This window comes from Amycolatopsis sp. NPDC003676 (genome assembly GCF_053587275.1).
The window spans coordinates 1-1,101 of the sequence record NZ_JBSFNS010000395.1; the positions used below are offsets into that span (position 1 = coordinate 1).

Below are 1,101 nucleotides of genomic sequence, written 5' to 3' on the forward strand. Positions count from 1 at the left end.
GCTGCCCGGCTTCGCCTCGATGGCGACGCCGCCGTTCAATATCGTCATCTCGAATGTGCCGGGCGCGCGGGAGCCGCTGTATTGGAACGGCGCGCGGCTGGACGCGAGTTATCCGCTGTCCATCCCGCTGGACGGCCAGGCCGTGAACATCACCCTCACCTCGAATGGCGACAATCTCGATTTCGGTTTGGTCGGCTGCCGCCGCACCCTGCCCGACCTGCATCGACTGCTCGATCACCTGGAGGATTCGCTGACCGAGCTGGAGGCCGCGGCGGCCTGAAATTGGCCCTTATCGAGCAAAATAGAACGTGTTACAGTTCGGTATGCGTACCGAATTCTGCGAACAGCTCGGCATCGAGTTCCCCATCTTCGCCTTCACGCACTGCCGCGATGTCGTGGCAGCGGTGAGCAACGCGGGCGGACTCGGCGTGCTCGGCGCCGTCGGCTTCACCGCCGAACAGCTCGAAGTGGAGCTGGCCTGGCTCGACGAGCACGTCAACGGCATCTACGGCGTCGACCTGGTGATCCCGTCGAAGTACGAGGGCAAGGGCGTGGAAGGCCTGACCCCCGAACAGCTGGAAAAGCAGCTGGCGCAGATGGTTCCGCAGGGCCATCGCGACTTCGCGCAGAAGATCCTGGCCGACCACGGCGTGCCGGCGCTGCCCGACGGTGAGCACCACAACGAGCTGCTCGGCTGGACCGCGACCACCGCGGGCCCGCAGGTGGACGTGATCCTGAACCACCCGAAGGCGAAGCTGGTCGCGAACGCGCTCGGCACCCCGCCCGAGGACGTCGTCAAGCGCATCCAGGACTCCGGCCGGGTGATCGGCGCGCTCTGCGGTTCGGTCAAGCACGCGATGAACCACAAGGCGGCCGGGCTGGACTTCGTGGTCTGCCAGGGCACCGAGGGCGGCGGCCACTGCGGCGAGGTGTCCTCGCTGGTGCTGTGGCCGCAGGTGATCGAGGCGATCGGCGACACCCCGGTGCTGGCCGCCGGCGGCATCGGCAACGGCGCGCAGGTCGCGGCGGCGCTGGCGATGGGCGCGGCGGGCGCGTGGACCGGCTCGCTGTGGCTGACCGTCGAGGAGGCCAATGTGCCGC

Annotated in this window: 2 protein-coding genes; both read left to right on the forward strand. The window is 68.1% G+C overall.

Annotation, left to right across the window (positions count from 1 at the left end):
• Positions 1–280: WS/DGAT domain-containing protein (locus tag ACWDNU_RS46685; protein WP_449673559.1), on the forward strand; the 280-nt coding region annotated here is incomplete at its 5' end.
• Between the two features lie 43 nt (positions 281–323).
• On the forward strand, positions 324–1,101 hold a 778-nt coding region (locus tag ACWDNU_RS46690; protein WP_449673560.1), incomplete at its 3' end, for a nitronate monooxygenase.